This window comes from Rhodococcus oxybenzonivorans (genome assembly GCF_003130705.1).
Taxonomy (GTDB): Bacteria; Actinomycetota; Actinomycetes; order Mycobacteriales; family Mycobacteriaceae; genus Rhodococcus_F; species Rhodococcus_F oxybenzonivorans.
In genome coordinates, this window is the sequence record NZ_CP021354.1 from 2,408,817 (window position 1) to 2,434,752 (window position 25,936).

At 66.1% G+C, this 25,936-nt stretch carries 23 protein-coding genes and 1 pseudogene; 14 read left to right on the forward strand and 10 right to left on the reverse strand.

What is annotated here, in order from left to right; genetic code table 11:
* Positions 1 to 45: 45 nt before the first annotated feature.
* The 3 genes from lepA to CBI38_RS11570 all read left to right on the forward strand — a co-directional run bounded on the left by lepA (position 46) and on the right by CBI38_RS11570 (position 3,992).
* The gene (gene lepA, locus CBI38_RS11560) at positions 46 to 1,938 is read left to right on the forward strand and encodes a translation elongation factor 4 (protein WP_109328974.1); all 1,893 of its coding nucleotides are present in this window, start codon (positions 46 to 48) and stop codon (positions 1,936 to 1,938) included.
* A 58-nt stretch (positions 1,939 to 1,996) separates the two neighbouring features.
* Positions 1,997 to 2,935: an NAD(P)H-dependent flavin oxidoreductase gene (locus CBI38_RS11565; protein WP_109328976.1), complete on the forward strand. Its 939-nt coding sequence runs from the start codon at positions 1,997 to 1,999 to the stop codon at positions 2,933 to 2,935.
* Between the two features lie 73 nt (positions 2,936 to 3,008).
* Positions 3,009 to 3,992 carry an ABC transporter substrate-binding protein gene (locus CBI38_RS11570; protein WP_230990155.1) on the forward strand — a complete coding sequence of 328 codons (984 nt, stop codon included), beginning with the start codon at positions 3,009 to 3,011 and terminating at the stop codon, positions 3,990 to 3,992.
* Here the strand turns inward: CBI38_RS11570 and CBI38_RS11575 are convergent, their stop codons facing one another.
* Positions 3,993 to 5,969: a glycoside hydrolase family 15 protein gene (locus CBI38_RS11575; RefSeq protein WP_109335008.1), complete on the reverse strand. Its 1,977-nt coding sequence runs from the start codon at positions 5,967 to 5,969 to the stop codon at positions 3,993 to 3,995. It lies immediately after the preceding gene.
* 86 nt (positions 5,970 to 6,055) lie between these two features.
* On the opposite strand from CBI38_RS11575, the gene CBI38_RS11580 reads away from it, so the two are divergent.
* The 8 genes from CBI38_RS11580 to CBI38_RS11610 all read left to right on the forward strand — a co-directional run bounded on the left by CBI38_RS11580 (position 6,056) and on the right by CBI38_RS11610 (position 13,357).
* Entirely contained in the window at positions 6,056 to 6,238 is a 183-nt protein-coding gene (locus CBI38_RS11580; RefSeq protein ID WP_305086569.1) for a hypothetical protein, read from the forward strand.
* A 125-nt stretch (positions 6,239 to 6,363) separates the two neighbouring features.
* A complete protein-coding gene (locus tag CBI38_RS40570) occupies positions 6,364 to 6,453 on the forward strand; it encodes an Ms4533A family Cys-rich leader peptide (protein ID WP_317746273.1) in 90 nt (29 codons plus the stop codon).
* A 160-nt stretch (positions 6,454 to 6,613) separates the two neighbouring features.
* Entirely contained in the window at positions 6,614 to 7,645 is a 1,032-nt protein-coding gene (locus CBI38_RS11585) for a sulfate ABC transporter substrate-binding protein (RefSeq protein ID WP_109328979.1), read from the forward strand.
* A gap of 7 nt (positions 7,646 to 7,652) precedes the next feature.
* The gene (gene cysT / locus CBI38_RS11590) at positions 7,653 to 8,537 is read left to right on the forward strand and encodes a sulfate ABC transporter permease subunit CysT (protein WP_109328981.1); all 885 of its coding nucleotides are present in this window, start codon (positions 7,653 to 7,655) and stop codon (positions 8,535 to 8,537) included.
* Positions 8,534 to 9,340, forward strand: coding sequence for a sulfate ABC transporter permease subunit CysW (cysW, locus tag CBI38_RS11595; RefSeq protein ID WP_109328983.1), 807 nt, complete (start codon positions 8,534 to 8,536; stop codon positions 9,338 to 9,340). The genes cysT and cysW overlap by 4 nt, the downstream gene beginning before the upstream one ends.
* Positions 9,337 to 10,350: a sulfate/molybdate ABC transporter ATP-binding protein gene (locus CBI38_RS11600; RefSeq protein WP_109328985.1), complete on the forward strand. Its 1,014-nt coding sequence runs from the start codon at positions 9,337 to 9,339 to the stop codon at positions 10,348 to 10,350. The genes cysW and CBI38_RS11600 overlap by 4 nt, the downstream gene beginning before the upstream one ends.
* A 71-nt stretch (positions 10,351 to 10,421) precedes the next feature.
* On the forward strand, positions 10,422 to 11,804 hold the full coding sequence (locus tag CBI38_RS11605) for a sulfatase family protein (protein ID WP_418328321.1): 1,383 nt from the start codon (positions 10,422 to 10,424) through the stop codon (positions 11,802 to 11,804).
* A gap of 62 nt (positions 11,805 to 11,866) precedes the next feature.
* Positions 11,867 to 13,357: a UDP-N-acetylmuramoyl-L-alanyl-D-glutamate--2,6-diaminopimelate ligase gene (locus tag CBI38_RS11610; protein WP_109328989.1), complete on the forward strand. Its 1,491-nt coding sequence runs from the start codon at positions 11,867 to 11,869 to the stop codon at positions 13,355 to 13,357.
* A 39-nt stretch (positions 13,358 to 13,396) separates the two neighbouring features.
* On the opposite strand, the pseudogene cysC reads toward CBI38_RS11610, so the two are convergent.
* From cysC to CBI38_RS40575, 8 genes and pseudogenes are all read right to left on the reverse strand, one after another.
* Positions 13,397 to 14,869: pseudogene (gene cysC, locus CBI38_RS11615) on the reverse strand (adenylyl-sulfate kinase); the annotation flags it as partial.
* A gap of 131 nt (positions 14,870 to 15,000) precedes the next feature.
* The gene (locus tag CBI38_RS11620; protein WP_109328991.1) at positions 15,001 to 15,891 is read right to left on the reverse strand and encodes a universal stress protein; all 891 of its coding nucleotides are present in this window, start codon (positions 15,889 to 15,891) and stop codon (positions 15,001 to 15,003) included.
* A 112-nt stretch (positions 15,892 to 16,003) separates the two neighbouring features.
* Positions 16,004 to 16,759: a sirohydrochlorin chelatase gene (locus CBI38_RS11625; RefSeq protein ID WP_109328993.1), complete on the reverse strand. Its 756-nt coding sequence runs from the start codon at positions 16,757 to 16,759 to the stop codon at positions 16,004 to 16,006.
* Positions 16,760 to 16,764: 5 nt separating this feature from the next.
* Positions 16,765 to 18,081, reverse strand: a complete 1,317-nt coding sequence (locus tag CBI38_RS11630) for a sulfate adenylyltransferase subunit 1 (RefSeq protein WP_109328995.1) — start codon at positions 18,079 to 18,081, stop codon at positions 16,765 to 16,767.
* 2 nt (positions 18,082 to 18,083) lie between these two features.
* On the reverse strand, positions 18,084 to 19,037 hold the full coding sequence (gene cysD, locus CBI38_RS11635) for a sulfate adenylyltransferase subunit CysD (protein WP_109328997.1): 954 nt from the start codon (positions 19,035 to 19,037) through the stop codon (positions 18,084 to 18,086).
* Positions 19,034 to 19,771: a phosphoadenylyl-sulfate reductase gene (locus CBI38_RS11640; RefSeq protein ID WP_109328999.1), complete on the reverse strand. Its 738-nt coding sequence runs from the start codon at positions 19,769 to 19,771 to the stop codon at positions 19,034 to 19,036. The genes cysD and CBI38_RS11640 overlap by 4 nt, the downstream gene beginning before the upstream one ends.
* A complete protein-coding gene (locus tag CBI38_RS11645; RefSeq protein ID WP_109329001.1) occupies positions 19,768 to 21,495 on the reverse strand; it encodes a nitrite/sulfite reductase in 1,728 nt (575 codons plus the stop codon). Before CBI38_RS11645 ends, CBI38_RS11640 begins: the two co-directional genes overlap by 4 nt.
* Before the next feature lie 120 nt (positions 21,496 to 21,615).
* On the reverse strand, positions 21,616 to 21,717 hold the full coding sequence (locus CBI38_RS40575; RefSeq protein ID WP_374433888.1) for an Ms4527A family Cys-rich leader peptide: 102 nt from the start codon (positions 21,715 to 21,717) through the stop codon (positions 21,616 to 21,618).
* Positions 21,718 to 21,866: 149 nt separating this feature from the next.
* On the opposite strand from CBI38_RS40575, the gene hemW reads away from it, so the two are divergent.
* On the forward strand, positions 21,867 to 23,075 hold the full coding sequence (hemW, locus tag CBI38_RS11655) for a radical SAM family heme chaperone HemW (RefSeq protein ID WP_204164912.1): 1,209 nt from the start codon (positions 21,867 to 21,869) through the stop codon (positions 23,073 to 23,075).
* An 11-nt stretch (positions 23,076 to 23,086) separates the two neighbouring features.
* Here hemW and CBI38_RS11660 read toward each other — a convergent pair whose 3' ends face one another.
* Positions 23,087 to 23,404, reverse strand: a complete 318-nt coding sequence (locus CBI38_RS11660) for a type II toxin-antitoxin system VapB family antitoxin (protein WP_005261240.1) — start codon at positions 23,402 to 23,404, stop codon at positions 23,087 to 23,089.
* Positions 23,405 to 23,649: 245 nt separating this feature from the next.
* Between CBI38_RS11660 and hrcA the strand changes: the two genes are divergently transcribed.
* A complete protein-coding gene (hrcA, locus tag CBI38_RS11665) occupies positions 23,650 to 24,693 on the forward strand; it encodes a heat-inducible transcriptional repressor HrcA (RefSeq protein ID WP_109335011.1) in 1,044 nt (347 codons plus the stop codon).
* Between the two features lie 89 nt (positions 24,694 to 24,782).
* Positions 24,783 to 25,934, forward strand: a complete 1,152-nt coding sequence (gene dnaJ, locus CBI38_RS11670; protein ID WP_109329003.1) for a molecular chaperone DnaJ — start codon at positions 24,783 to 24,785, stop codon at positions 25,932 to 25,934.
* The last annotated feature ends 2 nt before the right edge of the window (positions 25,935 to 25,936 follow it).

A 25,936-nucleotide genomic window follows, 5' to 3' on the forward strand; every position in this document is an offset into this window, starting at 1 on the left:
GTATGCCGCAGCAGCCGGAGTCCGGTGGCTTGGATATCCTGACAGGTGACAGTGGCCCGGAACCGGGCCGGTGCCGGTCCAGGTAAGGGGTCCCCCATCAGCAGCTTCGCCGACAAGACGTTCACGGATCCCGCACAGATCCGGAATTTCTGCATCATCGCGCACATCGATCACGGCAAGTCGACGCTGGCCGACCGCATGCTTCAGCTCACCGGCGTGGTCGAAGAACGGCAGATGCGGGCCCAGTACCTCGACCGCATGGACATCGAGCGCGAACGCGGCATCACGATCAAGGCGCAGAACGTCCGGTTGCCGTGGAAGGTAGGTGACGAGGAATTCGTCATGCACCTCATCGACACGCCCGGGCACGTCGACTTCACGTACGAGGTCTCGCGCGCCCTCGAGGCGTGCGAGGGCGCGGTGCTGCTGGTCGACGCCGCTCAGGGCATCGAGGCGCAGACACTGGCCAACCTGTATCTGGCGATGGAGAAGGACCTCACCATCATCCCGGTGCTCAACAAGATCGATCTGCCTGCCGCCGATCCCGACCGCTACGCCGAGGAAATCGCGCACATCACCGGCTGCGAGCCGGGCGACGTGCTGCGCGTGTCCGGCAAGACCGGTGTGGGCGTCAAGGAACTTCTCGACGAGGTCGTGAAGCAGATCCCGGCGCCGGTCGGCGACGCCGACGGACCGGCGCGCGCGATGATCTTCGACTCCGTGTACGACGCCTACCGCGGTGTCGTCACCTACGTCCGCGTGGTCGACGGGCGGATCTCCCCACGCGAGAAGATCACCATGATGTCGACCGGCACCACCCATGACCTCATCGAGGTCGGCATCATCTCGCCGGAGCCGAAGGCGAGCATCGGACTGGGTGTCGGCGAGGTGGGCTACCTCATCACCGGTGTGAAGGACGTGCGGCAGTCGCGCGTCGGCGACACCGTCACCGCAGCGCGTGGTGGCGCCACGGAACCGCTCGTCGGCTACCGCGACCCCAAGCCGATGGTCTATTCGGGTCTGTATCCCCTCGACGGCTCCGACTACCCGGTGCTGCGCGACGCCCTGGACAAGCTGCGCCTCAACGACGCCGCACTCGCTTACGAGCCGGAGACGTCGGTGGCGCTCGGATTCGGCTTCCGGTGCGGGTTCCTCGGACTGCTGCACATGGAGATCACCCGCGACCGCCTCGAGCGTGAGTTCGGCCTCGAACTCATCTCCACGTCACCCAACGTGGTGTACCGCGTGGTGATGGAGGACGGTGCCGAGCACGTCGTCACCAACCCGTCCTACTGGCCGGAGGGCAAGATCCGCGAGGTGTACGAGCCGATGGTGAAGTGCACCGTCATCGCGCCCAGCGAATTCATCGGGGCGATCATGGAGCTGTGCCAGAACCGGCGCGGTGAACTCGGCGGCATGGACTATCTGTCGGAGACCCGAGTCGAGCTGCGCTACGAAATGCCCATGGGCGAGATCATGTTCGACTTCTTCGACGCGCTGAAGTCCCGCACCAAGGGGTATGCGAGCCTCGACTACGAAGAGTCCGGTGAACAGCAAGCGGATCTGGTGAAGGTCGACATTCTGCTCCAGGGCGAGGCCGTCGACGCGTTCTCGTCGATCGTGCACCGCTCTGCCGCCGGCGCCTACGGCGGACGGATGACGTCCAAGCTGCGCGAGCTCATTCCGCGCCAGCAGTTCGAGGTGCCCATCCAGGCGGCCATCGGCGCGAAGATCATCTCCCGTGAGAACATCCGCGCGATCCGCAAGGACGTGCTTGCCAAGTGCTACGGCGGCGACATCAGCCGTAAGCGGAAGCTGCTCGAAAAGCAGAAGGAGGGCAAGAAGCGCATGAAGACCATTGGCCGAGTAGAAGTTCCCCAGGAGGCTTTCGTCGCCGCGTTGTCCTCCGAAGCGGTCGGCGACAAGCCGAAGAAGTAACGCAGCCCCGCCCGGAGGCGTTCCCTCCGGGGTGTCCGAACGAAAGTAGGTACGCGGCGTGGCAATCGAAACCTGGCTGACCCGGACTCTCGGGATCGAGGTGCCGATCTTCGGAGCCCCGATGGGCGGGCGGGCAGGCGGCACTCTCGTCGGTGAGGTGTCGAAGGCGGGCGGGCTCGGCCTACTCGGGGCAGCCCGCTATGCCACCCCGGAGTGGATCGCGGACGAGGTGGCGATCGCGCGCGGTATCGGCGGGGACGCCTTCGGGATCGGCCTGATGACCTGGGCGCTCGACGACGATGACGCGTTGCTCGACGCCGCTCTGGCTCAGAACCCGCGGGTGGTCTCGCTCTCGTTCGGGAACCCCGCACCGTATGTGGATCGGGTCCACGACATCGGTGCGCTCGTGGTGTCGCAGGTCAACACCGTCGAGGACCTTCGCGTGGTGGAAGCTGCCGGCGTGGACGTCGTCATCGCCCAGGGCGGTGAAGCCGGTGGTCACACCGGTCGAATCGGGACGCTGCCCCTGCTGCAGGAGATCCTCGAGGCCACGTCGTTGCCCGTGCTCGCCGCAGGAGGAATCGCGACCGGTCGCGGCCTTGCCGCGGTGATCGCCGCCGGCGCCGAGGGCGCGATGATCGGGACCGTCCTGCTCGCGAGCCCGGAGACCATCGGCCCGGAGTATGCGCGGAGCAAACTGATCGCCGCGGGCAGCGCCGACACCGTCTACACCTCGGTGTTCGACCAGGCCCGCAGCCAACCGTGGCCTTCGCGGTGGGGTGGCCGGGCGCTGCGCAACGACTTCACCGGCAAGTGGCACGACGCCGGCGCCGCAGAGAGCGAACTCGCCACGGCGTACGACCCCGCGAATCCCGACCTCGGGGTCGTGTACGCGGGCGAAGCGGCCGGGTTGGTCACTTCCGAGCAGCCGGCGGGAGAGGTGGTCCGCCGGATCGCCGCCGACGCGGAGCGACTGCTGACGCGTTTCGCGAAGTGACGGCAACGAAGGTGTAGCGCCGAGTCCTCCGATATGCCAAGGTTAGCCTTGGCTTATCGGAGAGGGGTGCGCTGTGCCTGGAGGTCTGGTCATCGCGGTCGTGATGTCGGTGATGTTCGCCGGTGCCGGCTGCAGCGTCGACGCTCGTTCCGACGAGGTAGCCGAGCGGCAGATCACGGTCGACCATCGCTTCGGCACGACGACCGTGGAGGGCACACCGACCCGGATCGTCGCGACGAGCAGCCAATGGCTCGACGCGTTGCGGGAATTCGACGTCCAGCCGGTGGGATATCTCTCAGCTGGTCCGAGGGGGGACGAGCGGGGACTCTATCCGTGGGAATCCGACGTTGCCGAGTCGGCGGTCGAACTGGACCGCGCGTCGGTGACCCAGTCGGGTGCGCCGTTGCCTGCCGAAGAAATCGCCGCCATGAATCCCGACCTGATCCTCGGTTCGTTCGCCATCACGGATCAAGACGACTTCGATCGAATCTCCGGCATCGCACCCACCGTTGCGGCGATCGGCAATGAACAGGTCGACCCGTGGGAATTGCAAGTCGAGATGCTCGGTCGACTGCTCGGTAAGGAGGGGCAGGCAGCCGAGATCGTCGCCAAGACCGACGGATTCGTGAACGGCCTGACCGAGCGCCTGCCCGGCCTCGCGGGCAAGACGGCTGTCCTCTCCCAATTCATGTTCGCCACCGATCAATTGGTGGTGGTGGCCGATCCTGACGACGGCGCGAGTACCGTCTTTCGCCGGCTGGGACTGACATTGCCGCCGGATCTCGTCGAGGAGGCGGGTGCCACGGGCGGTCGGCTGATGCTGAGCCCGGAAAGGGTCGACGCCCTGGACGCCGATCTCGTCGTCATGTTGCCCAACGGCGGCACGCGCGAGGACCTGATGGCACTGCCAGGATTCGCCGAGCTCCCGTCGGTACGTGGCGGTGGGCTCGCGGCCCAGGACTACGCGACCGTGGTGGGATTCAACACGCCGTCGAGCCGCTCGCTGGTGTATTCCCTGAACCGGATCATGCCCCAGCTCGAGGCAGTGGCCACCTGATCAGACGGTCTGATGCGCAGGTTGGAAGCCGCCCGCGGCGGCCTCTTCGGCGCGGATGACGTGAACCACAGCGTTGATCAACGCCAGGTGGGTGAACGCCTGCGGGAAGTTGCCCAGATGTCGTCCCGACGCCGGGTCGATTTCCTCCGCGTACAACTTCAGTGGACTCGCGAAGCCCAGCAGCCGGTTGCACAAATCCTTGGCGCGGTCGAGCTCACCGATCTCGACGAGCGCCGAGACCAGCCAGAAGGAACAGATCGTGAACGTGCCCTCCTTGCCCTCGAGTCCGTCGTCGGTGGTCTCCACCTGATAGCGCAGGACCAGGCCGCCCTCGGTCAGCTCGTCGGCGATGGCGAGGACCGTGGCGCGGATACGCGGATCGTCCGCTGGAAGGAACCGCAGTAGCGGGGCAAGAAGCAGTGAGGCGTCGAGGTCGTCGCTGCCGTAGCGCTGAGTGAAGACACCGCGACGATCCACCCCGTGCTCGAGGATGTCCTCCTTGATCTCGTCGGCCAGGTCCGACCACTGCTGGGCATAACTCGCCTCACCCTGCTGCTCGGCGAGTTTGGCGCCGCGGTCGAGGGCTACCCAGCACATGATCTTCGACGAGGTGAAGTGCTGTGGTTCGCCGCGCACCTCCCAGATGCCGCGGTCCGGGTGCCGCCAATGCTTGACTGCTTCCTCGACCTGACGTTTGAGCATCGGCCACAACGTTTCGGGAACCCGCTCCCGCGACTTCACGTGCAGATACACCGAGTCGAGGATCGTTCCCCAGATGTCGTGCTGGTTCTGGTTGTATGCACCGTTGCCGATGCGCACCGGCTTCGCCCCGCCGTACCCGGACAGGTGATGCAGTTCGGCCTCATCGAGGGTCTGCTCGCCCCCGACGCCGTACATGACCTGGAGCGGATGATGGTGGCCGTCCTCGGAGGCAGAAACGTCGTAGATGAACGAGAAGAAATCGTTGGCTTCACGGTCGAGCCCGAGACTGTACAGACCCCACAACGCGAAGGTCGAATCGCGAACCCACGCGTAGCGATAGTCCCAGTTACGTTCCCCGCCAGGTGTTTCCGGCAAGGAGGTGGTGGACGCGGCCAGAAGAGCGCCCGTGGGCGCGTACGTCAAACCCTTCAGCGCGAGCGCACTCCGCTGGAGGTAACCGCGCCACTTGTGGTCGGGGAAACGGCCGATGGTGATCCATTCCCGCCAGCATTTCGCGGTGTGCCACATCTTATGGGCGGCCTCGTCGAACGTCTGGGGTGCGGGCAGGTGTGACCAGGACAGCGCGACGAACACGTTGTCGCCCTCGACCATGCGGGTTCGGGCCCTGGCCTCGCGGCCCTCGAGGCCGATCTTCAGATTGGTGGTGAGCCGCAGCACCGGATGATCACCCGGGCCGCTCGCGTTGCAGGTGGCCGTGGCCTCCTCGTACACCTTGCCCGTGTACTCCCAGTGCGCTGTGCCACGGTGATAGTCGAAGGCCGGTTCGCAGCTCATCTCGAATTCGACCGTTCCGTTGACGCACTTGACCGTTCGCAGCAGAACATGCTCGGCGTCCCAGTCGGTGGGTGTGCGCCGATGCGAACGGGAGCGTTGCTCGGTGTTGTGCCACGGGCCGAGCACCAGCGCGTCACGGACGATCAGCCACCCCGTCTCGGTTTGCCAGGTGGTCTCGACGATGAGCCCGCCCGGCAAGTAGCGGCGGGCCGCCGGCACGTTCTGCCCGTACGGACCGATGCGGAAGTGGCCGGCGCTGCGGTCGAGGATCGCGCCGAAGACGCTGGGGGAGTCGGGACGTGGGATGCACATCCATTCGACGGCCCCGTTACGGGCGATCAGGCACGTCGTTTCACAGTCCGAGAGGAACGCGTAGTCGTCGATCGGTGGAAACGTGTCGTGCCGATGGTGCCCGCCGGATGCGGTCTTACCAGGGGTCGTCGGCCCGAACGGAAGCTTCTGGTTCTCGGTGGACACCATCTGGACATCATCGACCGCCTGCGTCGCGCCGTCCACCTGTGCGGCCTCCCGGCATCGGCGGGCGATAGGGTGGTGCGGTGGAATTGATGGCGAGTTGGTGGGACGGCTTCGAGCTGTGGATCGCCGGCCTTCCCTTCGTTCCTCAAGTCGCTCTCGTGCTGCTGGTCATGGTGCCGGTGTGCCGCGGCGTCGCGTGGCTGCTCGATCGAGCACTGGCCGCAGTCTTCGTCCTGCTCAGGCGGGATGTTCCCACAGTGGAGGAACCCTGATGCCGCGCTCCCGCGTCACACTCGCCTTACTCGCGCTCCTCGTTCTCGTTGTCGTCGCCTGGCTGCTCACCCGATAGCTCGGTTCGATTCGAGAGGCTGGTTCAGCCTCTGCTACAGTCCACGGCGTGTCTGAAGCCGCTGTACACCAGGTCCGCCATGAATTGGCGTTGATCGCTGTCGGCATGCTTGCAGTCGCCGACATCGACTGTTGTTGATTCTCACCCCGCACCCAGCAGTCGGCATTTCCCGCATCGAGCAGTTCCGCCGCCGATGCCGCATCGCTCTTTCCGTTGCGTTCCTGCGGGTGCCGACGGGCGCGTCCCCTCTTTCGTTTCCTACTACTCCTCTGTGAATATTTCCCAGGAAGGTTTCTCCATGAAACGCCGTTCTCGTAGCCTTCTCACGGCCCTCGTGACACTCGGAGCTGTGGCGCTGACCGCGTGCAGCGGCGGCGCGAGCGACACCGTCGGCAGCGACGCGGTGGGTGCAGACGGCAGTGCCGGCACCATCAACCTCTTCGCGTACGCGGTGCCCAAGCCCGGCTACGACAAGCTGATGCCCGCGTTCAACGCCACCGAAGAAGGCAAGAACGTCGCGTTCCAGCCGTCGTATGGCGCGTCCGGTGACCAGTCTCGCAAGGTCAAGGACGGTGCCGAGGCCGATTTCGTCAATTTCTCGGTCGAGCCCGACGTCACTCGTCTCGTCGACGCGGGACTGGTCGACAAGACGTGGAACCAGGATGCGTACAACGGAATCCCCTTCGGTTCGGTGGTCACGATCGTCGTGCGTGAGGGCAACCCGAAGAACATCCGAGACTGGGACGACCTCCTGCGCCCCGACGTCGAGGTGGTCACGCCCAACCCGTTCAGCTCCGGATCGGCGAAATGGAATCTGCTCGCACCGTATGCCGCGAAGAGCAACGGCGGCCAGGATCCGAACGCCGGTCTCGCCTACATCACCTCGCTGGTCAACGACCACGTGAGGATTCAGCCGAAGTCGGGCCGCGAGGCGTCGGAGGCGTTCCTGCAAGGCACCGGTGACGTGCTGCTCAGCTACGAGAACGAGGCGCTGTTCATGGAGAGCAACGGTGATCCGGTCGAGCATGTGACCCCGCCGACCACCTTCAAGATCGAAAATCCGGTCGCCGTGCTGTCCAACAGCAAGCACCTCGACAAGGCCAACGCGTTCAAGGACTTCCTTTACACCCCCGAGGGGCAGAAGCTGTGGGCGGAGGCCGGGTTCCGTCCGGTCGACCCGGCCGTGGCGACGGAGTTCGCCGACAAGTTCCCCCAGCCGGCGAAGTTGTGGACCATCGCCGACCTCGGCGGCTGGTCGAAGGTCGACCCCGAGTTGTTCGCCAAGGACACCGGGTCGATCGCCGTGATCTACGACAACGCAACCAGGTAACACCGACATGAGCGACGCACCAACGACGACGGCGGTCGGCACCGGCACCACGGTGCCGTCCCCGCCCGATCGCCGCACCCGTAAGAAACTCGTTCAGGTCACCGGCGCGGTCGGACCGTTGGGCATCGGTGTCGCGACCCTGTGGCTGAGCATCATCGTGGTGCTTCCCCTCGCCGCCCTGACCGTTGCGTCGTTCGGTGACGGCATCGGCGGCTTCGTCGATGCCGTCACCAGTCCGGTCGCGTTGGCCTCCCTGCGGGTCACCATCATGGTGTCGGTCGTCGTGGCGGTGATCAACGTGGTGATGGGCACACTGATCGCGTGGGTGCTCGTCCGCGACGAGTTTCCGGGCAAACGGATCGTCAATGCGCTGATCGATCTCCCGTTCGCACTCCCGACGATCGTGGCCAGCATCGTCCTGCTCGCCCTCTACGGGCCGGAAAGTCCCATTCACATCTACCTCAACGCGACGCAACCCGGACTGATCGTGGCACTCGCATTCGTGACGCTGCCCTTCGTGGTGCGTTCGGTGCAGCCGGTACTGATTGAGGTGGACCGGGAAGTGGAAGAAGCTGCGGCGTCGCTCGGTGCAGACAATGTGACGATCTTCCGGCGAGTCGTCCTCCCGACCCTCATGCCTGCGATCATCAGCGGTGCAGGGCTGGCGTTCGCCCGCGCGATCGGCGAATACGGGTCGGTGGTCCTCATCGGCGGAAACATTCCGCGTGAGACCCAGATGGCATCGCAGTACATTCAACAACAGATCGAGATCGATCGGCCTGCCGCTGCGGCGGCCGTGTCGGTGGCACTTCTGGCCATCGCGTTCGTGACGTTGTTCGTTCTGCGGCTTCTCGCGAGTCGTGGCCAGCGTCGTGAGGAGCAGGCGGAATGAAACTGTCGGGACCCACCCGCATCACTCTGCGCACCGTCGCGCTGCTCTACCTGTTCGGCCTTCTCGTCGTGCCGATCGCGGTCATTCTCTACCGAACGTTCGAGCGTGGCATCGGTGCGTTCATCGACTCCATCTCGACCCCGGCGGCAATCTCGGCGCTCAACCTGTCGATGCTGATCGTCGCCATCGTCGTGCCGATCAACGTGGTGTTCGGAATCGTGACCGCCCTCGCTCTCGTACGGGGACGATTCCCGGGTCGTGGTCTGGTGCAAGCCGTGGTGGATCTGCCGTTCGCCGTGTCCCCGATCGTCGTGGGTGTGTCGCTGATCCTGCTGTGGGGTACCAATGGCTGGTTCGGGGGAGTGGAATCGCTCGGGTTCAAGGTCATCTTCGGACTGCCGGGAATGGTGATCGCCACGTTGTTCGTGACGCTTCCGTTCGTGGTGCGCGAGGTGGAGCCCGTGCTGCACGAGATCGGGGAAGAACAGGAGCAGGCGGCCGCGACGCTCGGAGCAAACAAGTGGCAGACCTTCTGGTTGATCACCCTCCCTGCCATCCGGTGGGGTCTGACGTACGGGGTAATTCTCACGATCGCCCGCTCGTTGGGCGAGTTCGGCGCCGTCATCATGGTGTCGTCCGGGTTCCCCGGAGTCTCGCAGACCCTCACACTGCTGGTGCATTCGCGGTACATCGACGACCACAACACCTTCGGGGCATATTCGGCGGCCACCCTGCTGATGGGCATTGCCGTACTCAGCCTGCTTCTGATGACTCTGCTCGACCGTAAGAGGAGCACCACATGATTACCGTGACCGGCGCGCGCAAGAACTACGGATCGTTCGCTGCCCTCGACGACGTGACCATCGACATCCCCTCGGGTTCGCTCACTGCGCTCCTCGGTCCGAGTGGTTCCGGCAAGTCGACACTGCTGCGCTCCATCGCCGGCCTGGAGGCACTCGACTCCGGCACGGTGGTGATCGGCGGGAAAGATGTCACGAACGTCTCGCCGCAGAAACGTGACATCGGATTCGTGTTCCAGCACTATGCGGCGTTCAAGCACATGACGGTGCGCGATAACGTCGCATTCGGACTCAAGATTCGAAAGAGGCCGAAGCCGGAGATCGACAAGAAGGTCAACGAGCTCCTCGGAATCGTCGGGCTCGACGGGTTCCAGCACCGATACCCGGCTCAGCTGTCCGGCGGGCAGCGACAGCGCATGGCGCTCGCCCGGGCATTGGCTGTCGATCCCCAGGTGCTGCTCCTCGACGAGCCGTTCGGTGCCCTCGACGCCAAGGTGCGGACCGACCTGCGCACCTGGCTGCGCCGGCTCCACGACGAGGTGCACGTGACCACCGTCCTCGTCACCCACGATCAGGAGGAGGCACTCGATGTCGCCGACCGGATCGCCGTGCTCAACAAGGGCCGCATCGAGCAGATCGGTGAACCGGCAGACCTCTACGATCGTCCGGCCAACGATTTCGTGATGTCGTTCCTCGGTTCGGTGGCCAAGCTCAACGGCCAGCTGGTCCGTCCTCACGACATCCGGCTCGGCCGCGACCCCGACATGGCACTTGCCCAGAAGGCGGGAACCGCGGAGTCGCTCGGGGTGACACGGGCCACTGTGGAACGGGTGGTGCATCTCGGGTTCGAGGTGCGGGTCGATCTGCGCAACGAGGCGACCGGCGAGCGTTTCTCGGCCCAGGTGACGCGGGGTGACAGCGCGGCGCTGCACCTGCAGGAGGGTGAAACTGTGTACGCGCGGGCCACCCGGGTACCGGAGCTTCCCGAGGCGGAAATCCCGGTGTCTCTATAACCCGGTGTCTCTATAACCCGGTGTCTCTCTAGCCCGGTGTCTCTGTAATCCCGAGCCGACGAGGGGCGATTGTGACAACTCCGGCAGTGCCGGCGACCCGTGACAACGTGCTGATCGTGCACTGGCACGATCTCGGCAGGCATCTGGGTTGTTACGGTGCGTCCGGTGTGCGAAGTCCGAACCTCGACCGGCTCGCCGCGGAGGGAGTGCGGCTGACCGACGCGCACGCGGTGGCACCCCTGTGCTCCCCGTCGCGGGGCGCATTGTTTTCGGGCCGGTACCCGCACAGCAACGGTCTCGTCGGACTCGCCCATCACGGATGGCAGTATCACGACGACGTGCAGACGTTGCCGTCTGTTCTGTCGAACGCCGGGTGGTACACGGCCCTGTTCGGCATGCAGCACGAGACGGCATACCCGAAGCGGCTCGGCTACCACGATTACGACGTGACGAATTCGTACTGCGACTACGTCACCGATCGTGCGTCCGGGTGGTTGTCCCGATTCCCTCCACAGCCGTTCCTGTTGACGGCTGGATTCTTCGAGACGCACCGCCCGTACCCGGCGGACCGCTACCGGCCGGCCGACCCGGAGAGCTTCGCGGTGCCGTCGTACCTGCCGGACCGGCCGCAGGTGCGCGAAGACCTGGCCGGGTTTCACGGTTCGATCGAGGTGGCTGACGCGGCCGTTGGACGGCTGCTGCACACGCTGGAGGCCGAGGGACTCGACGACAGCACGTGGGTCGTGTTCTTCACCGACCACGGCGAAGCGTTCCCCCGGGCCAAGTCGAACCTGTATGCGCCGGGTACCGGGATCGCGACGATCATCCGCCCACCGCGCCGGTTGCGCGCGGCGCCCCGTGTCTACGACGGATTGTTCAGTGGTGTGGATCTGGTGCCCACTCTTCTCGACCTGCTCGGTGTGCCGGTGCCCGCGGAGGTGGAGGGCGTCTCCCACGCCGAACAATTACTGGGTGCGTCGAACGACCAGGCGCGCGAGGTGGTGTTCACCGAGAAAACCTTCCACGACACGTTCGACCCGATCCGCGCTGTGCGATCGAAGCAGTACAGCTACATCGAGAACTATGCGCCCCGGCCCGTTCTCGACCTTCCGCTCGACATCCAGAACAGCCTGTCCGGTGACGCGATGGGTACCGAGCACCTCGGGCCGCGTCCGAGCAGGGAGCTCTACGACCTCGCTGCCGATCCGGACGAACGCGTCAACGTCGCAGACACCGAATCCTTCGCCGGCATCCGGGCCGAGTTGTCGCTCGAGCTTCACGCGTGGCGACGGGACACCGGCGACGCCATTCCGAGCGATGAGGAGGGCACCGCCTACGCCCGAACCCCAATGGAGAAGTATCTCGCCAAACTGGACCGCACGCCCGATGTGCGGTCGGCGTACAGCGCGGAGCGCGGCATCCTCGACGAACCGCGGAACAACACCGACACCTGACCGGCCGGATCGAAGATCCGGTTCAGCCCTCGCACGCCCCGCGGCAGTGGTGCACTGAGAGCGTGAGCATCGACTGCCCGTCCCGTCCGCCCACACCTCTGCGCGAGGTGCTGCGCCGCCTCGGCGGGGCGGCAGTGCTCTTCGGGACCGGGGAGGAAGTCGTGACGGGTATCAGTCAGGACTCGCGTCTCGTCCGTCCGGGCGACCTCTATGCGGCGCTGCCCGGCCAGCGCTGGCACGGCGCCGCGTTCGCCGCCGAAGCCGTCTCGCATGGTGCGGTCGCGATGCTGAGTGACCACCCGTCGGAACTCCTGCCGACCATCGTCGTGGACGATCCGCGGTGTGCTGTAGGGCCGCTCGCTTCCGCACTCTACGGAAATCCCTCCGGCGCACTCGATGTCTACGGCGTGACGGGAACGAACGGAAAGACCAGCACCGCATATCTACTCGAGGCCGGTTTGCGCGGCGCCGGAATTGCCGCCGGACGGATTACCGGCATCACGGTGCGGGGATGCTGCGGTTCGCGGGACGCTGTCCGGACCACTCCCGAGGCATCCGAACTCCAGCAGACTCTCGCCGCTTTCAAAGACCAGGGTGTCTCCGCGGTGGCGATGGAGGTGTCCAGCCACGGGCTCGCGCTGCATCGCGTCGACGGAACGTCGTTCGGTGTAGCCGTATTCACCAATTTGGCACGGGACCATCTCGATTTCCACAAAGATATGGATTCATATTTTGCCGCGAAGGCGAGGTTGTTCAGCGCCGAGCGTTGTGCGACTGCGGCAATCGGCATAGACGACGAATTCGGTCGCCGCCTTGCCGCCACTGTGTCCGTGCCCCGGCTGACCTTTTCCTCGAAGTCTGTGGCGGCAGATATTTACGGCGACGACGTGCACGCCGACGAGGGTGGAACGTCGTTCAGGTTGCACGGCCCGTCGGGGACGACCACGATTCGACTGCGGCTCCTGGGCGCCCATCAGGTGGACAACGCACTTGCCGCTGTCACGGCCCTGACTGTGCGCGGGGTCGACCTCGACGGCGCGATCGCCGGAATCGAGGGCCTCGACACCGTGCCGGGTCGTCTCGAAGCGATCGACGCGGGCCAGCCCTTCCTGGCCTTCGTCGACTACATGCACAACACGGGAGGTCAGCGGCGGTTGTTCCCGTATCTTCGCTCGCTGACCCGGGGCAAGGTCATCGTCGTCATCGGGGCGACCGGCAATCGTGATCCGGGTAAGCGTGCCCCGCTGGGGACGACGGCGGCCGAGCTCGCCGACATCGTCGTCGTCACAGACGAAAGCCCATTCTCGGAAGATGCCGAGGTGCTGCGGGACGACGTCGCAGGAGCGGCGCGGAGGGTGAAGACCGCTGAGGTACTCGTCGTCCCCGAACGCGGCGAGGCCATCGCGACCGCGGTCACGCTGGCCGCACCCGGTGACGTCGTCGTCGTAGCGGGTCGCGGTTCCGACGCCGTGCAGGATTTCGGCCGGGTCCGGCGACCTTTCGATGATCGCGTCGCCCTTTACGACGCTGTACTCCGGTCCGCGCGGGCGTGAGCAGACCCGGCCTCGGGCCTCCACGGCGCCGCGCCAGCGCTACCGAACCTCGTGTCGGGCCAGTACGGCAAGGATGCGTTGTACGAGTTCGTCGAGATCGGCGCCCGTGGTATCGAACGCGAGGTCCGGATCATCAGGCTCCTCATAAGGCGCGTCCACACCTGTGAGGCCACGCAGCTCGCCGGCCCGCGCACGAGCGTAGAGGCCCTTCGGGTCTCCTCGTTCGCATTCCTCTACCGGCGTGCTCACGTGAATCTCGAGGAACGGCAGTCCCGCCGCCTCGTTGAGGGCCCTCGCAATGGTGCGATCCGACCGAAGTGGAGACACCATCGAGGCGATGGCGACCACCCCGGCGTCGGCGAACAATCGGGTGAGGTGTCCGACTCGCCGGATATTCTCGGTGCGGTCCCCCGGGCTGAACCCCAGATCGTCGGAGATTCCGTGCCGCACATTGTCGCCGTCGAGCAGATATGCCGTTCGCCCCGCATCGACGAGCGTGCGTTCGAGTGCTACAGCGACCGTCGACTTCCCCGAGGCGGGAAGCCCGGTGAGCCAGATGGTGGCGCCGCGCTGACCCGTCGCCGCCCATCGACGGCCACGGTCGAGAGAGGAAGGGTGCCAGGTGATATCGCGTCTCGTCTGCGCTCCCGGTACCACTTCCCGGGAGTCGAGGACAGTGCCGGCGCCGATCGTGTCGTTACTGCTCTCGTCGATGAGGATGAATGCGCCGCCATCCCGGTTTTCCGCATACGTGTCGGCGAGGACGACGGTACTGGTGCGCAGCGTTATCCGGCCGATGTCGTTGAGAGCGAGTTCGGCGGGGGAGTCGTGTTCGTCGAGAGTTTCCGGGTCCAGTCGAGTGTGCAACGCCTGCACCGTGGCGCGAACGGTGCGGGAGGTGTGCTTCACGGCGATGCGATCGCCGGCACGCAAAGGGGTTTCACCGAGCCAGCACACGGTCGCATCGATCTCTCGCGCCGGCACCGGCGCCGAGGCATCGGCATGGGCACTGACGATGAGATCGCCCCGTGCGACGTCGATGTCGTCGGCAAGTTCCAACGACACCGAGAGGGGCGCAACGGCGACGGAGCGTTCGGGGTCGAGCGTATCGAGGGCCGTCACCGTGCTTCGCGCGCCCGCGGGCAACACCACAACTTCGTCGCCGACTGTGAGAGTGCCGGCCGACAGTCGACCGGTGTAGCGCCGTCGGCGGCCTTCAGTCGGGCGCGCAACCCACTGGACGGGCAAGCGCAGCTGAGCGGTGTTCGCCGAGGGGGCAGCGAGTTCCACGGATTCGAGATACTCGAGCAGAGTGGGACCTGCGTACCACGGAGTGGTGGTGGAGCGGTGCACGACGTTGTCGCCCAGTGTCGCCGACGCAGGGATGACGGTGAGATCGGCCGCACCCAGATGCCCGGCAAGTATGCGTAGATCGGACTCGACCTCCCGGAAACGTGCCTCGTCGAAACCCACCGGATCGATCTAGTTCACGACTGCCACCACGTGGGGCACTGCTTCTGTCAACCAAAAAGACGCAGTTCAGGAGCATTTTGGATTGCTGGATGCGACGCCGGATTCCGGCACAAGATTGGTTCTGTACTACGTCGATATTAATTAGCCTGATCGCAATTGCCTGCGTGCGCTCAGCCTTTACGGCAGACCAGCACCGGGCACCGTGCGTGGTGGATCAGGCTCTGACTGGTGGAGCCGATGAACGACGCGGTGAAGGGGCTGCGCCCGTGACTGCCGACGGCAATCAACTGCGCCCCGAACGAGTACTCGAGGAGCACTTTCATCGGCCCGCCCCGCTCGAGGCACCGCGTGACCTCCACCTCAGGGTACTGCTCGCACCATCCGGCAAGGCTCTCTGCGAGCCAGGCCTCCTCGTGCTGAACGAGGTCGGTCCAGTCCATGAATCGCCGCGCCTCCGAGTACCACGCCCCGAACGTGGAGTGCTCCGCCCAGGTGTGCACGGCGACCAGTGGGGCGCCGAAAAAGGACGCGAATTCGAAGGCGTGGGACACCGCCATGTCGCTCAGTTCACTGCCGTCCACACCCACCACGATCGGGCGATTGCCGCTGACCTCGTGGCCCTGGATCCCACGCCACACAACGACCGGGCATTCGGCGTGGTTCGACACCCGCACGACGTCGGAACCGGCATACACCGATTTCATTTCACTGGTGGCCGCAGGCCCGAGGACGATCATCCGCGCGGTACGGGACAGATCGATCAACACTCGTGCCGGGGGTCCGTCGACGATGCTCCGCTCGATCTCCATGTCAGCACGACCATCACGCAACGCGCGTTCCGCTGCCGCGAGGAGCGCCTCTGCCTCGGCGCGGAAGTCGTGCCGGGGCTCGCCCGCGGGCACCCGGCCGCGTGACTCGGGATGCTTGGGCAGCACGTGGACCAGGCGCAGCGGCTCCTCGAAGCGCTCCGCTGCGGAGGCGGCCCACTGCGCCGCCTCCACTGCGCCGTCCGATCCGTCGATGCCTGCCACGATTCCGTGCCGGATGATCTCAGTAGCCATGGTGGACTCCCTCGCCTCTGTTTCAGTTTGATCCAGAACGACGGCGGTGCGCCAGAGGCGAATGAATGCGTCGCGAGGGGTTGATCCTGTTTTCGTGCCGGGCGGCGGGTGCTCAGGCGGACAAGACAGTGCACGTCCGCGACTCGGTGCGCATGTCCGCATACCGATCGAGCATGACGTCGAGCAGCCGAGAGTGCGGTCCGATGGTGGCGGAGTAGGTGATGTCGCCTGCGCAGGACTCGGCTGCACGGCTCAGCCGGTCGGTGAGCAGTCCGGGGGCGAGGAACCACGGCGCGATCACGATGCGTGACGCACCTGACGCGTGAAGATGCGCAATCGCCTGCTGCACCGTCGGTTCGGTTGAAGTGGCGAAACAGGTGACAGCGCCGGACCACCGGGTGCCGGCGAGAAGTGCGTCGGCCAGCCTCCGGGTTCGGTCGTTCGCTGCCGGCTCCGAGGAGCCGACCGCCGCGAGGACCACCCCGAGACCGGACTCGCCGGTGGAGCCGCCGGCCTCGACGATCCGGTCACGGACGGCGTCGAGGAGCCGGGGATCATGCCCGAGTACGTCGGCTTGACGGACCTCGAGCCGGGGGTGCCGTCGTCGGGCGGCGTCGAGAAGTGCGGGTAGGTCGACCCGGGCGTGGAAGGCAGCGCCCAGTAACATCGGTACGACCACCGCCGAGTCATGGCCCTCCGCGGCCACCGCGTCGATCACCTGATCGACCGACGGCGCAGTGAGGTCGAGGAAGCACAGGCGGACATCGAGGTCCGGACGTCTCTCGCGCAGCGCCGACACGGCAGCCGCCACCACCTGCGCACTGCGCGGGTCGCGACTGCCGTGTGCGACAGCGATCAGCGGCGTCACTGCACTCAGACGCGCTCGCCGAGCTCCACCGAGGCGATGGCGTCTCCGACGAGTCCTGCGGCGAGCGTGTTGCCGCCGGCCGGATCGATCAGCAGGAAGCTGCCGGTGTGGCGGTTCACCGTGTAGTCGTCCGCGACGATCGGTTCGGCGACACGCACCGAGATCTTCCCGATCTCGTTGAGCTCCAACGACTCCGGGCTGGGCTCGGAGGTGAGTTCCTGCTCGTTGAGACGCTCGACCAGGGTGCCGACGATGGCCTGGGTGGTGCGGGTGCCGTGCTTGAGGAGCAGCCGCGCCCCGGGACGCAGCGGCTTCTCGGCCAACCAGCACACGGTGGCATCGAAATCACCGAGCGGTTCCGGCGCATCTGCGGGCGAGGCGATGACGTCGCCACGCGAGACGTCGACGTCGTCGGCGAGAACCAGGGTGACGCTTCGGCCTGCGTGTGCGCTGTCGAGTTCACCGTCCGCGGTATCGATCCGGGTCACCGTGGTGCGCACACCGGACGGCAGGATCACCACTTCGTCCCCGGGCTCCACCGCACCTGCCGCGACCTGCCCGGCGTATCCGCGGTAATCCGGGAATTCGGGGGTGCGGGGTCGGATCACGTACTGGACCGGGAAGCGGAGGCCGACCCGGTGCGGTTCGGCGTCCACCGGCACGGACTCGAGGTGCTCGATCAGAGTGGGACCGTCGTAGTACGGCGTGTTGTCCGATCGGACCGCGACGTTGTCGCCGTGCAGTGCTGACACGGGGATCTCGAGGACGTCCTCGGACGCCCAGCCGAGTGAACTGGTGAGCGAGTTGAACTCCGCCGAAATTTCGGCGAACACAGTGGCCGGATCCTCGACGAGGTCGATCTTGTTGACCGCCAGCACCAGCTTGGGAACCCCGAGCAGAGCTAGAACGGCAGCATGCTTACGGGTCTGCGAAATCACACCCTTACGGGCGTCGACCAGCAGAATCACCAGCTGCGCGGTGGACGCGCCCGACACGGTGTTGCGGGTGTACTGCACATGCCCGGGGGTGTCGGCCAGCACGAAGGACCGGCGTGGGGTGGCGAAGTACCGGTAGGCGACGTCGATGGTGATGCCCTGCTCGCGTTCGGCGCGCAGACCATCCACCAGCAGCGACAGGTCGGGGGTGGACAGACCCTTGTCGACCGAGGCCCGGGTGACGGCATCGATCTGGTCGGCGAGTACCGACTTCGTGTCGTACAACAGTCGGCCCACGAGAGTGGACTTGCCGTCGTCCACACTGCCGGCGGTGGCGAGCCGAAGTAACTGGGTGCTTCGGGGGCTACCCACGTGGAGGTCGCTCATGATCAGAAGTAGCCCTCTCGCTTGCGGTCTTCCATGGCCGCTTCGGAAACTCGGTCGTCGCCGCGTGTTGCGCCGCGCTCGGTCAATCGGGATGCCGCGACCTCGGCGAGGATCGCCTCGTTGTCGGCGGCGTCGGAAAGGACTGCGCCGGTGGTCGATCCATCACCGACAGTGCGGTATCGCACCGACAAGGTCTGCAGTTCCTCGCCTTCGGTCGGACCGCCCCACACGCCCGGGGTCATCCACATGCCGTCGCGCTGGTACACCGCACGCTGGTGGGCGTAGTAGATGCTGGCGAGTTCGACATTGTCGCGGGCGATGTAACGCCAGATGTCGAGTTCCGTGAAGTTGCTGAGCGGGAACACACGGACCTGCTCACCGGGGGAGTGTTTGCCGTTGTACAGGTTCCACAGTTCGGGGCGCTGCTTCTTCGGGTCCCACTGGCCGAACGCGTTGCGCAGCGAGAAGATGCGCTCCTTGGCCCGGGCGCGTTCTTCGTCGCGGCGAGCGCCACCGAAGACGGCGTCGAAACGGTTCTCGGCAATCGCGTCGAGCAACGGCACAGTCTGCAGGGGGTTGCGGATCCCGTCGGGACGTTCGGTGAGGCGACCGTCGGCCAGGTAGTCCTCGACCTTCGCGACGTGCAGGCGCAGGTTGTACTTCGAGACCACGTGGTCGCGGAAGTCCAGCACCTCCTGCAGGTTGTGGCCGGTGTCGACGTGCAGCAGGGCGAAGGGCAGCGGTGCAGGCCAGAACGCCTTGATGGCCAGATGCAGCAGCACCGTCGAGTCCTTGCCACCCGAGAAGAGGATGACCGGGCGTTCGAACTCGCCGGCGACCTCACGGAAGATGTGGATCGCTTCCGACTCGAGTGCGTCGAGTGTGTCGAACTGAGTGCCGTTCAACTGCGGGCGAACGCCCGTGTCGGCAACGGAGGTGGAGAAATCGATGCTCATGAGGCGTGCAACCCGCATTCTGTCTTGGCCTGACCGGCCCAGCGGCCGCTGCGCGGATCGCTGCCGGGGGCTGGCTTGCTGGTGCACGGAGCGCACCCGATGGACGGATAACCTTCGTCGACAAGCGGATTCACGAGAATCGAGTGCTCGTCGATGTAGGCCTGCATGTCTTCGTCGGACCACGCGGCGATCGGGTTGATCTTCACCAGACCGAACGCCTCGTCGAACGAGATCAGCGGCGCGTTGGCCCGCGTGGGGGCCTCGACCCGCCGGATGCCGGTGACCCAGGCCTTGTAACCGGCGAGAGTCTTCTTCAGCGGCGCGACCTTGCGCAGTGCGCAGCACCGGTTGGGCTCACGGGCGAACAGATCCTTGCCCTCCGCCACGTCCTGCTCGGCCACGCTGGCCTCGGCGCGGGCGTTGATGATGTTGACCCCGTACACCTGCTCCACGGCATCGCGGGTGCCGATGGTCTCCGCGAAGTGATAGCCGGTGTCGAGGAACAGCACGTCCACGCCGGGATGAACCTGGGCGGCGAGGTGGACCAGAACACCGTCCTGCATGTTCGACGCGACGATGTAGCTGTTCCGATACCCCGTCGCGTCGCTCGCGCCGTCCCCGAACGTCTCTTCGGTCCACTGCAGCAGCTCGTGCGCGGTGGCACCTTCGAGATTTGATGCTCCGCGCTCGGCTAGGAGCCGGAGATCGTCGTGTGTGGCTGTGGCGAGATTCACCGCAAGTCTCCTTCGTCAGCTCGAACGACCCATTCCGCGAAGCGCTCACCTTCGTTGCGATGCTTCACGAACTGGCGGACGACGCGATCGATGTAGTCACCGAGTTCGGTGCTGGTGACCTTGTGCTGCCGGAGCTTCCGGCCGAAAGCTGCATCGAAACCGAGGCTGCCACCGAGGTGGACCTGGAAGCCCTCCACCTGGTTGCCTTCGCCGTCGTCGACGAGCATTCCCTTGAATCCGATGTCGGCGACCTGGGAACGGGCGCACGAGTTGGGGCAGCCGTTGATGTTGATCGTGATTGGCACATCGAGCTGCGCGTTGATGTCGGCCAGCCGCTGCTCGAGTTCGGGAACCAGCACCTGCGAGCGCTTGCGCGTCTCCGCGAACGACAGCTTGCAGAACTCGATGCCCGAGCAAGCCATCAGGTTCTTGCGCCAGTGCGACGGACGAGCGGGCAAACCCACCTCGTCCAGGTCGGCGATCAGCTGGTCGAGCTTGTCGTCGGCGACGTCGAGGATGATCAGCTTCTGGTAGGGCGTGAAGCGGATCTTGTCGCTGCCGGCGCGTTCGGCAGCGTCGGCGACCTTCGCGAGAATGGTGCCCGACACACGGCCGGCGATGGGCGCGACCCCGACGGCATTGAGGCCGTTGCGGGTCTTCTGCACGCCGACGTGATCGATGGGACGCAGCGGCTTCTCCGGCGCCGGGCCGTCGATCAGCTTGCGCTTCAGGTACTCGGTCTCGAGCACCTCACGGAACTTCTCGATACCCCAGTCCTTCACGAGGAACTTGAGCCGGGCCTTGGCGCGCAGCCGGCGGTAGCCGTAGTCACGGAAGATCGAGACAACGGCTTCCCAGACGTCGGCGACCTCGTCGAGCGGCACCCACACGCCCACGCGCTGCGCGAGCATGGGATTGGTGGACAGTCCGCCGCCGACCCAGAGGTCGAGGCCGGGACCGTGCTCCGGATGGTTGACACCGATGAACGCGACATCGTTGATCTCGTGGACCACGTCCTGCTGACCCGAGATGGCGGTCTTGAACTTGCGCGGCAGGTTGGAGTACTCGGGCTTGCCGATGTAGCGGCGGACGATCTCGTCGATCGCGGGCGTGGGATCGAGGACCTCGGTCAGCGACTCACCGGCGAGAGGCGAACCCAGCACCACGCGCGGGCAGTCGCCGCACGCTTCGGTGGTCTTGAGACCGACACCTTCGAGGCGCTTCCAGATCTCCGGCACGTTCTCGACCTCGATCCAGTGGTACTGGACGTTCTCGCGGTCCGAGAGGTCGGCGGTGTCGCGGGCGAACTCCGTGGAGATACCGGCGATGGTGCGGAGCTGTTCGACGTTGAGTGCGCCGGCGTCGCACCGCACCCGCATCATGAAGTACCGGGCCTCGAGCAGGTCGATGTTCTCGTCACCGGTGAAGGTGCCGTCGTAACCCTGCTCGCGCTGGGTGTAAAGACCCCACCAGCGCATGCGGCCACGCAGGTCGCTCTTGTCGATGCTGTCGAAACCTTGCTTCGAGTAGATGTTCTCGATGCGTGCCCGGACGTTGAGCGGGTTGTCGTCCTTCTTCGCCTGCTCGTTGGCGTTGAGCGGCTCGCGGTAGCCGAGGGCCCACTGTCCCTCGGCCCGTCGGCGGGTCGGCTTCGCCGTGCGGGTGCGAGTGGGCGCGGGAGCTGCGTCGGTGGCAGCGGGGGAGGCGTCGGTGGTCGACGTCATGGAGCACTCCTGTGTCTCACGGTGCACCGGCTGAGGCCGAGGAGGAACGCTGTTCCTCGCTCGGGGCGTACGAATCCGGCCGGAAGTCGAGAAGAATGATGAACGGGCTGACAGGCTGGTTTACTGCGCGCAGCAGGGCAGACAACAACAGCTGCAGACACGCTTGAGATCGACGTGGCGACGTGCCACCAGTCGCACTCCGGGTCCGGTCATGCGGTCCATTGTGCCACGTCAGATCGCTGACTCCGAGCCGGGGACCGATTTCCACCATTTTTGCGGGAAATATCACGCTTGCGCGCATTTCTTCCGGTCGGTCGGGAGGTGACACGGCCCGTGGAATCGCGCGACGCAACACCGTGGACACTGGAGGAGTGAGCGGAACGAGTACGACCCCCGGCAGTCTGCGCGAGGCGGGCCCCTTCGTGCTGCCGGAACGGTCTCTCGCCGGTGTGGGAAGTCGTCCGTTCGGCATCTACATCCACGTTCCGTTCTGCGCCACACGCTGCGGTTACTGCGATTTCAACACCTACACGGCCGGTGAACTCGGCACGTCGGCGTCCCCGCAGTCGTGGATGGAGGGATTGCGCCGCGAACTCGACGCGGCAGCGGAGCTGACCGGGGCGCCGGCCGTCGACACGGTGTTCGTGGGCGGCGGTACCCCTTCACTGCTGGGCGGTGACGGTTTGGCCGACGTCCTCGGCGCCGTCTGCGCGAGCTTCGGGCTGGCCGATGGCGCCGAGGTCACCACGGAATCGAACCCCGAGTCGACATCGCCGGAGTTCTTCGACCGGCTCCGCGCAGGCGGGTACACCCGCGTCTCGCTGGGCATGCAGTCCGCAGCCCAGCACGTCCTGAAAGTGCTCGATCGGACGCACACTCCCGGTCGGGCGGTCGCCGCCGCCCTCGAAGCGCGGGCCGCCGGGTTCGAGCACGTCAACCTCGACCTCATCTACGGCACACCGGGCGAACGCGACGAGGACCTCGACCTCTCGCTGGATGCGGTGCTCTCGGCGGGGGTCGACCACGTCTCGGCCTACGCGCTGATCGTCGAGGACGGTACCGCGCTGGCCAGGAAAGTCCGTCGAGGTGAACTGCCCGCACCGGACGACGACGTGCTGGCATCGCGCTACGAACGTATCGACGCCCGCCTCGCCGACGCCGGCCTGACCTGGTACGAGGTGTCGAACTGGGCTGTGAGCGGAGCGGAATGCCGGCACAACCTGGGGTACTGGGACGGCGGTGACTGGTGGGGAGCCGGCCCGGGCGCCCACAGTCACGTCGGGGGCGTGCGCTGGTGGAATGTCAAACACCCGGCCCGCTATGCCGAGCAGCTCGCGGCCGGATCGCTACCGGTCGGCGGAAGTGAACACCTCACCGACGAGGATCGCCACCTCGAACGGGTGATGCTGACCGCACGGTTGCGGACAGGCCTGCCGGTCGCCGAGCTCGACTCCGGGGAACGCCGCTCCGCCGACGCAGTAGTGAAGGACGGGCTTCTGCTGCGAGACGGCGACCACCTGGTGCTGACCGATCGGGGACGGCTCCTCGCCGATGCCGTGGTCAGGACCGTTCTCCGGTAGCCGGGCCGCGATCAGGCGGTCACGATCCCTGGCATCTCGTCGTAGTCGAACACCCGCGCGTGCAGCACCACCCGGTTCCGCAGGGCCGACCGCACCGCCCGGTGTAGTCCGTCCTCGAGGTACAGCACCCCATGCCACTGCACGGCGTGCGGAAAGAGGTCGCCGTAGAACGTCGAATCCTCGGACAGCAGCCGGTCGAGTTCCAGAACCTTGGTCGTGGTGACGATTTCGTCGAGTCGAACCTGCCGCGGCGGGATCTTGGACCAGTCGCGCAGCGACAGACCGTGGTCCGGGTAGGGCTTGCCGTCCATGACACCTTTGAAAATCATCGCCTCGTCATCCGCCCGTAGTCGTGCCGTGCGCTCATCGACGCCCGAATATCCAGCTGGTCACCGATGCGCGACTTCCGGTCACCACAGTAAGGCCTCGACGGGTGCGGGCGTCCGGACGATTAGACTGGATCGAGCCGCGATGCACGTGCCTACGCACGGAGCTCAGGGGACGTGAGGGCCTCACCGAACCCGGTTCGGTGAGGGCCGTATTCGTGATGATCGAGAACTGGAGGTGGATGGCGGTGTCGAGTACTGACGACAGACGTTTCGAGGTTCTACGCGCGATCGTCGCCGACTACGTCTCCACACAGGAGCCCGTGGGGTCCAAAGCGCTGGTCGAGCGGCACAACCTGGGGGTTTCCAGCGCCACCGTGCGCAATGACATGGCCTTCCTCGAGAACGAGGGATACATCGCCCAGCCGCACACGAGTTCCGGCCGCGTGCCCACGGACAAGGGTTACCGGCAGTTCGTGGACCGCATCGCCGAAGTGAAGCCCTTGTCGACCGCGGAACGGCGCGCCATCCTGGAGTTCCTCGAGTCGGGTGTCGACCTGGACGACGTGCTCCGGCGGGGCGTGCGGCTCCTCGCGCAACTGACGCGGCAGGTCGCGGTTGTGCAATATCCCACACTTTCGGCGTCGAGCGTTCGCCATCTCGAGGTGGTCGCCCTGACACCCGCTCGGCTGCTGCTGGTGCTGATCACCGACTCCGGCCGCGTCGATCAACGCATCGTCGAACTCGGTGACGTCCTCGACGACGAAGACCTCGCACGACTGCGCAGGCTCCTCGGCGGCGCTCTCGAAGGCAAGCGGCTGGCGGCGGCGTCGATCGCCGTGTCGGAACTCGCCGAAGAGGCGCCCGAAGACCTCCGCGACGCCGTGGTCCGTTCGGCCACCGTGCTCGTGGAAACGCTCGTCGAACATCCCGAGGAGCGACTGGTGCTCGGCGGCACGGCGAACCTCACCCGCAACGCCGCCGATTTCACCGGTATCAGCGGGCTGCCCGGTTCGTTGCGGGCCGTCCTCGAGGCGCTCGAGGAGCAGGTGGTGGTCCTGAAACTGCTGGCCGCCACCCAGGATGCCGGCACCGTCACCGTGCGGATCGGCGAAGAAACACAGGTGGAGCAGATGCGCGGCACCTCGGTCATTTCCACCGGCTACGGCGCCGCCGGCACCGTGCTCGGCGGCATGGGAGTGCTCGGACCTACCCGAATGGACTATCCGGGAACAATCGCGTCGGTGGCAGCCGTTGCCAGATACATCGGCCAGGTACTCGCCGAGCGGTAACCGCCGGACCCATGAGCTCGACGGGAGCCGGGGACGCGAAGACGGATCAATAGCGAGATGACGAAGTAGAGAAGGACGAGAGACTCAACGTGGCACGGGATTACTACGCAACGCTCGGCGTCGACCAGAAGGCGACCGACCAGGAGCTCAAGCGCGCCTACCGCAAGCTTGCGAGGGAACTGCATCCCGACGTGAACCCCGACGAGTCGGCGCAGGCTCGGTTCCGGGAGATCTCGACGGCCTACGAGGTGCTGTCCGACCCGGAGAAGCGGCGCATCGTCGATCTCGGTGGCGACCCGCTGTCCTCCGGCGGTGGTGGTGCGGGTGCCGGCTTCGGAGGCGGTTTCGGTGGCGGCCTCGGCGACGTGTTCGAAGCGTTCTTCGGTGGCGGAGGTGGCGCGGGACGCGGTCCCCGCGGCCGGGTGCAGCCCGGAGCGGACTCCCTCCTGCGCACCCGTCTGACGCTGGCCGAATGCGCGACCGGCGTGAGCAAGCAGGTCGCGGTCGAGACGGCGATCCTGTGCGACAGCTGCACCGGCTCCGGCACCAACGGAAACTCCAAGCCCGTGCGCTGTGAGACGTGTGGCGGTGCCGGTGAAGTGCAGTCTGTCCAGCGTTCGTTCCTCGGTCAGGTGATGACCTCCCGTCCGTGTCCGACGTGCCGCGGCGCGGGCGAAACCATTCCGGATCCCTGCCACAAGTGCGGCGGCGACGGCCGCGTGCGCGCCCGCCGCGACATCACCGTCAAGGTCCCTGCCGGCGTCGCCGGAGGTATGCGGATCCGGCTCGCCGCGCAGGGCGAGGTCGGCCCCGGCGGTGGTCCGGCCGGTGACCTGTACGTCGAGGTCGTCGAGCAGGCACACGAGGTATTCGTCCGCGACGGCGAAGATCTGCACTGCACCGTCCGGGTTCCGATGGTCGACGCCGCGCTCGGAACCACGGTCACCATCGACACCATCATCGACGGCCCCAAGGACATCGTCATCGAACCCGGCACCCAGCCCGGGTCGGTGACGGTCCTGCGCGGACACGGCATGCCGAAGCTGCGCTCCGGTGTACGCGGCGACGTGCACGCGCACCTCGAGGTCGTCGTGCCCTCGCGCCTCGACCACAAGGAAGCCAAGCTTCTCCGCGAGCTGCGCGATCTGCGTGACCGGGACGTCGCCGAGGTCGTCTCCACCCAGTCGCAACACAGCGGCGGGCTGTTCTCCCGTCTGCGCGAAGCGTTCAGCGGCCGCTGACG

Bases quoted from the DNA above. Each gene is read 5' to 3' on its own strand.
- CBI38_RS11575 (WP_109335008.1), bottom strand. From the start codon at position 5,969: ATGGTGTCCACCGAGAACCAGAAGCTTCCGTTCGGGCCGACGACCCCT.
- CBI38_RS11580 (WP_305086569.1), top strand. From the start codon at position 6,056: ATGGCGAGTTGGTGGGACGGCTTCGAGCTGTGGATCGCCGGCCTTCCC.
- CBI38_RS11585 (WP_109328979.1), top strand. From the start codon at position 6,614: ATGAAACGCCGTTCTCGTAGCCTTCTCACGGCCCTCGTGACACTCGGA.
- cysT (WP_109328981.1), top strand. From the start codon at position 7,653: ATGAGCGACGCACCAACGACGACGGCGGTCGGCACCGGCACCACGGTG.
- cysW (WP_109328983.1), top strand. From the start codon at position 8,534: ATGAAACTGTCGGGACCCACCCGCATCACTCTGCGCACCGTCGCGCTG.
- CBI38_RS11600 (WP_109328985.1), top strand. From the start codon at position 9,337: ATGATTACCGTGACCGGCGCGCGCAAGAACTACGGATCGTTCGCTGCC.
- CBI38_RS11620 (WP_109328991.1), bottom strand. From the start codon at position 15,891: ATGGCTACTGAGATCATCCGGCACGGAATCGTGGCAGGCATCGACGGA.
- CBI38_RS11630 (WP_109328995.1), bottom strand. From the start codon at position 18,081: ATGAGCGACCTCCACGTGGGTAGCCCCCGAAGCACCCAGTTACTTCGG.
- cysD (WP_109328997.1), bottom strand. From the start codon at position 19,037: ATGAGCATCGATTTCTCCACCTCCGTTGCCGACACGGGCGTTCGCCCG.
- CBI38_RS11645 (WP_109329001.1), bottom strand. From the start codon at position 21,495: ATGACGTCGACCACCGACGCCTCCCCCGCTGCCACCGACGCAGCTCCC.
- CBI38_RS40575 (WP_374433888.1), bottom strand. From the start codon at position 21,717: ATGGACCGCATGACCGGACCCGGAGTGCGACTGGTGGCACGTCGCCAC.
- CBI38_RS11660 (WP_005261240.1), bottom strand. From the start codon at position 23,404: ATGATTTTCAAAGGTGTCATGGACGGCAAGCCCTACCCGGACCACGGT.